Source organism: Microbacterium sp. (genome assembly GCF_031988965.1).
Classification (GTDB): domain Bacteria; phylum Actinomycetota; class Actinomycetes; order Actinomycetales; family Microbacteriaceae; genus Microbacterium.
Map to the genome: position 1 here is coordinate 1 of NZ_DALZXX010000174.1, position 5,131 is coordinate 5,131.

Sequence of the window (5,131 nt, forward strand, 5' to 3'; positions counted from 1 at the left end):
GAGCGTGGCGGGCGAGGGGGTGAGGCCGCCGAGCGCGAGGGCCTGGGCGAGTTCGACGCGTGCGGCGCCGACCGCGCCGGCGATGCGCACTCCGGTGGGGTCCTGCACGGCGATCTCGAGGGCGACGGGTCGTGTCATGGGTCCATTCTGGACTGTCGGACACCCCTGATCGGCCACGCCCTTCCCCTCGCGAGGGAAATTACTTAGACTGGCATGGCCACCTTCCGGCTCGCCCGACGCCTTCGCTGCGTCCGCGCCGTCGATGCGATGAGCGATGCCCAGCTCGCCGTGCTCGCCACCCTGCGCATGCACGGTCGTCGCACCATCACCGCTCTCGCCGAGCGCGAGCGCGTCACCGCGCCGTCGATGACGAACATGATCAACGGCCTCGAAGAGCAGGGTCTCGTCGTGCGCACCCCCGACGCCGAGGACCGGCGCCGAGTGCAGGTCGACATCACGGATGCGGGGATCGCGATCGTCGCCCAGACCATCCAGCGTCGCGACGAGGCGCTCGCCGAGATGCTCGGCGAGCTCGACTTCACCGAGAAGGAGCTCGCGACACTGCGCGAAGCGAGCGCCCTGATGCGCAAGGTGGTCGACCGATGAGCGCCATGTTCCGGTCGTTCGCGAACATCAACTACCGCATCTGGTTCGCCGGGGCCCTCGTCTCGAACATCGGCGGCTGGATGCAGGCCACCGCGCAGGACTGGGTCGTGCTGACCGAGCTGACCGACAACGACGCGGCGGCGATGGGCGTGACGATGGCGCTGCAGTTCGGACCGCCGCTCGTGCTCGTCAGCCTGACCGGGTGGGTGGCGGATCGCTTCGAGCGACGGCGCATCCTGCTCGCCACCCAGACCTCGCTGCTGCTGCTCGCCATCGCTGTGGGCGTGCTGCTGCTGAACGACGTCATGACCCTGCCGATGATGTTCGGCTTCGCTGCCGCCTTCGGCGTCGTGAACGCGTTCGACGCCCCCGCCAGGCAGGCGTTCGTGTCGGACATGGTCTCGTCGGGCGACACGTCGAACGCGGTGGCGCTGAACTCGGCATCCTTCAACCTGGCCCGCATGATCGGGCCGGCCGTGGGCGGTCTGCTGATCGTCGCGATCGGATCGGGGTGGGTGTTCATCGCGAACGCCGTGACCTTCCTCGCGATGCTCATCGCTCTGCTGATGCTGCGCACCGGCCAGCTCGCGCCGAGGCCGAAGAACCGCCGCCCCGGCGGCCTCGCCGAAGGGTTCCGGTACGTGTGGGGCCGCAGCGACCTGCGCGTCGTGTTCGTGACGGTGTTCCTGATCGGCGCCTTCGGCATGAACTTCCCGATCTTCGCCTCGACCATGGCGCTGGAGTTCGGCGCGGGCGCCGACGGCTACGGCATCCTCAGCTCGGTGCTGGCGATCGGCTCGCTCGCGGGGGCTCTGCTCGCCGCCCGGCGCGACCGCGTGCGCGTCGTGATCTTCGCGGCCGGCGGCTTCGGCATCGCTGCGTTCGTGTCGGCGGCGATGCCGACCTACGTGAGCTACGCCGTCACGCTGACGTTCACCGGGTTCATGATCGTGACCCTGCTGACGACCGCGAACGGCTACGTGCAGATGACGACGGCGCCGGCGCTGCGCGGGCGCGTGCTCGCGCTGTACATGGCGGTCATCATGGGATCGACCCCGGTGGGCGCCCCGATCGCGGGATGGGTGGCCGACACGTTCGGCCCGCGCAGCGCGATCATGCTCGGCGGCACCGCCGGATTCGTCGCGTGCGCGATCGGAGCGATCTGGGTCTTCACCTCGGGCCGCCTGCACCGCGCCGAGAACAGCCGGTTCCTGATGACACTCGACGAGACCCGGCCGCTCGACGTGATCGAGGCGGAGGCCGTGCGCCGGCCCGAGCCGGTGGAGTTCAGCGACGAGGCCGCCATCACGACGCCCATCCGCACCACCCGAGACGACGAACCGATCCGCTGATCGCGGCGCGATCGCACCCGCTGATCACCGGCGCGCGGTTTGTCAATGCCCTCCACGCGCGGCGGAGGCAGTCGTAGCGTCGCAGCATGGACCAGAACACAGGACGCACCCCGCACTCCGAAGAGCCGGCCGAGGGATCCGCCGAGCGTGACGAACTGCACGGCAACGCCCAGGGATCGACCCAGGGCGGGGCCATTCAGGGAGACAGCTCGCACGGCGATGCCGCGCGCGGTGCGATCCAGGGCGAAGCGCAGGACGGCAACGCCCAGGGCGCGGCGCAGGGAGGCGCGATCCAGGGCGACAGCTCGCACGGCGAATCACCCCGCGGGGCGATCCAGGGCGATGCGAGCCCCGACCGCGAGGCAGCACTCGGCGGCGATGAGAACACCGAGGAGCAGCTGACGGCCGACAACGACGTCGAGCGCGACACGCTGCGCACCCTCGACCCGGACGACGCTCCGGCCTGAGACACGACGCGAGCGCGCCGGCACCCAGGGGGGCGGGTGGCGCGCCGGGTCGTGATGATCGGAGGATCAGAGGACGATCCGCAGACGGTCGGTCAGACCGGTCGGCGGATCGTCCTTTCACGTGTCGGAGAGCCGCAGCCGCGCCGGCGGGATCGCGCTCTCACGGCCCTCAGGCGCCGAGCACCAGCTTGAGCTGCTCGACGGCCCAGTCGAGCTCTGTCGCGCGGATCACGATCGGCGGAGCGATGCGGATGGTCTGACCGTGCGTGTCCTTGACGAGCACGCCCCGGTCGAGCAGCTTCTCGGCGATCTCGCGGCCCGTGCCCTTCGCCGGGTCGATGTCGACGCCCGCCCACAGGCCGGCGATACGCACCTCGGTGACGCCTCGGCCGATGAGCGGCGCGAGAGCTGCGGCGAGGTGCTCGCCCAGCGCGCGGGCCCGCTCCTGGAACTCCCCCGACTCGAGCATCTCCACCACGCGCAGCCCCACGGCCGCGGCCAGCGGGTTGCCGCCGAACGTCGATCCGTGCTCGCCGGGCCGGATGACACCGAGCACATCGGTGTCGCCCACCACGGCGGAGACGGGAAGGATGCCGCCGCCGAGCGCCTTGCCCAGCAGGTACAGGTCGGGAACGACGCCCTCGCGGTCGCACGCGAACGTCTCGCCGACCCGTCCGAGTCCCGACTGGATCTCATCGGCGATGAACAGCACGTTCTTCTCGTCGCAGATCTCGCGGATGCGGCGCAGATACCCCTCCGGCGGGATCACCACTCCGCCCTCACCCTGGATGGGCTCGATCAGCACGGCGGCGGTGTCATCGGTGATCGCCGCAGCGACGGCATCCGCATCCCCGTACGGAACCACGTCGAAGCCCGGCGTGTACGGACCGAAGTCCGCCCGCGCCTGCTCGTCGTCGCTGAAGCTGACGATCGTGGTGGTGCGGCCGTGGAAGTTGCCGGCAGCGACGATGATGCGCGCCTTGCCCTCGGCGATGCCCTTGATGCGGTAGCCCCACGCGCGGGCGACCTTGATGCCCGTCTCGACGGCTTCGGCGCCCGTGTTCATGGGCAGCACCATGTCCTTGCCCGCGAGGCTCGCGAGTGCGGCGGCGAACGGCTCGAGGCGATCGCTCATGAACGCGCGGCTCGTGAGCGCGACGCGACCGAGCTGCTCGGTGAGAGCCGCGACGATCGCCGGATGCCGGTGGCCGAAGTTCACCGCCGAGTAGGCGGCGAGCAGATCGAGGTAGCGCTTGCCTTCGGCATCCGTCACCCAGGCGCCCTCACCGCGGGCGATCGTGACGGGCAGCGGGTGGTAGTTGTGCGCGACGTGCGGCTCCGTCGTCACTTCGACGCCGGACTCGACGGCGGTCATGACCGGCCCCGCAGCTCGAGCGTGCAGCACTTGATGCCGCCGCCGCCGAGCAGCAGCTCGGACAGGTCGACCATGATCGGGTTGTAGCCGCGCTCGCGCAGCTGCACCTCGAAGCCCGTGGCGCGCGGCGAGATGATCACGTTGTAGCCGTCGCTCGCCGAGTTGAGGCCGAAGACCGAGCCGTCCTCGTCGGACACGAGGATCGCCTCGGGGAAGCGCTCCTCGAGCATCGCGCGGCTCGCGTCGTCGAACGCACCGGGCAGGTAGGCGATGTTGGCGCGCTCGGGGCCGCCGTTCTCGATGCCCTGCACCGGGTCGAGCACCGCGATGGCGGTGTCGAGGTGGTAGAAACGCGGGTCGACGAGGTTGAGCGACACGACCTCGCGACCGAAGACCTCGCCGACCTCGCGGTGGCTGTCTCCGGTCGAGCGGAAGCCCGTGCCCGCGAGGATCACGTCGCCGACGAGCAGGAAGTCGCCCTCGCCCTCGTTGACCTCTTCGGGGATGACCGTGTCGTACCCGGCGGCGCGGAACCAATCGGCGAAGGCCGGAGCCTCACCCTGACGCTCGACGAAGCGGAACTTCGGCACGTAGGCGCGGCCGTCGATCAGGAATCCGCCGTTCGCGGTGTAGACCATGTCGGGGAAGCCCGCGAGGGGCTCGATCAGCTCGACCTCGTGACCGAGCTCGACGTACAGGTCGTGCAGCTTCTGCCACTGCTCGACGGCCTTGGCGGTGTCGGTCGGCTTGGCCGGCTCCATCCACGGGTTGATCGAGTAGTTCACCGTGAAGTGCGAGGGCGTGCACATCAGGTAGTGACGGTGGTGTGCGGTGCGGACCGGGGTCGCGGTCTCGGACGTCGACGCAGTGGTTTCGACAGACATTGGGCTCCTCGAACGGGATGCGGCGGACGCTGTCCAGGGGCCCGGCGGTCCTTCGACCCGCGCCGCTCGGTGAGAGTCGGCGGCGGGGAAGATGCGACTCGAGCACGCCGCAACCCATTCTGTCACCCGCCCCCTGGATGCCGCCAGAGCGCCCCCCTGCTGCCTTCGAGTCGCTCACTATGCAGTTTCGGGGCGGCAGATTCTGCCAAGTGCGCTACTCGAAGGCGCCGCGGACGACGAGCTTGCCCACGGTATGACCGGCTTCGAGGTGGGTCAGCGCGGCGGATGCCTCGTCGAAGCCGTATTCGCGCTCGATGACGGGAGTGAGGCGACCGTCGGCGGTGAGATCGAGAAGCTTCGCGAGCACCTCGGGGCGAGGCGTCGCCGCGAGCGGTCGGACGCGCCGTGTCGAGCCGATCGACCGCGAGAACGCTTCGAGCATCCGCG

The 5,131-nt window shown here is 70.0% G+C and carries 7 protein-coding genes; 3 read left to right on the top strand and 4 right to left on the bottom strand.

Features of this window, described 5'->3' with window-relative positions:
• Positions 1-138: copper homeostasis protein CutC (locus RTM68_RS16755; protein WP_312173121.1), on the bottom strand; the 138-nt coding region annotated here is incomplete at its 3' end.
• Positions 139-213: 75 nt separating this feature from the next.
• Between RTM68_RS16755 and RTM68_RS16760 the strand changes: the two genes are divergently transcribed.
• The 3 genes from RTM68_RS16760 (at position 214) to RTM68_RS16770 (ending at position 2,425) form a co-directional block, all read left to right on the top strand.
• Positions 214-606, top strand: coding sequence for a MarR family transcriptional regulator (locus RTM68_RS16760; protein ID WP_312173112.1), 393 nt, complete (start codon positions 214-216; stop codon positions 604-606).
• A 5-nt stretch (positions 607-611) separates the two neighbouring features.
• A complete protein-coding gene (locus RTM68_RS16765; RefSeq protein ID WP_312173124.1) occupies positions 612-1,958 on the top strand; it encodes an MFS transporter in 1,347 nt (448 codons plus the stop codon).
• Between the two features lie 86 nt (positions 1,959-2,044).
• Entirely contained in the window at positions 2,045-2,425 is a 381-nt protein-coding gene (locus RTM68_RS16770) for a hypothetical protein (RefSeq protein ID WP_194765609.1), read from the top strand.
• Positions 2,426-2,594: 169 nt separating this feature from the next.
• Here the strand turns inward: RTM68_RS16770 and rocD are convergent, their stop codons facing one another.
• From rocD to RTM68_RS16785, 3 genes are all read right to left on the bottom strand, one after another.
• Positions 2,595-3,800: an ornithine--oxo-acid transaminase gene (gene rocD / locus RTM68_RS16775; RefSeq protein WP_312173115.1), complete on the bottom strand. Its 1,206-nt coding sequence runs from the start codon at positions 3,798-3,800 to the stop codon at positions 2,595-2,597.
• Complete coding sequence (gene ddaH, locus RTM68_RS16780; RefSeq protein ID WP_312173117.1) at positions 3,797-4,684, bottom strand: dimethylargininase; 888 nt, start codon at positions 4,682-4,684, stop codon at positions 3,797-3,799. The genes rocD and ddaH overlap by 4 nt, the downstream gene beginning before the upstream one ends.
• 214 nt (positions 4,685-4,898) lie before the next feature.
• Positions 4,899-5,131: zinc-binding dehydrogenase (locus RTM68_RS16785; protein ID WP_312173118.1), on the bottom strand; the 233-nt coding region annotated here is incomplete at its 5' end.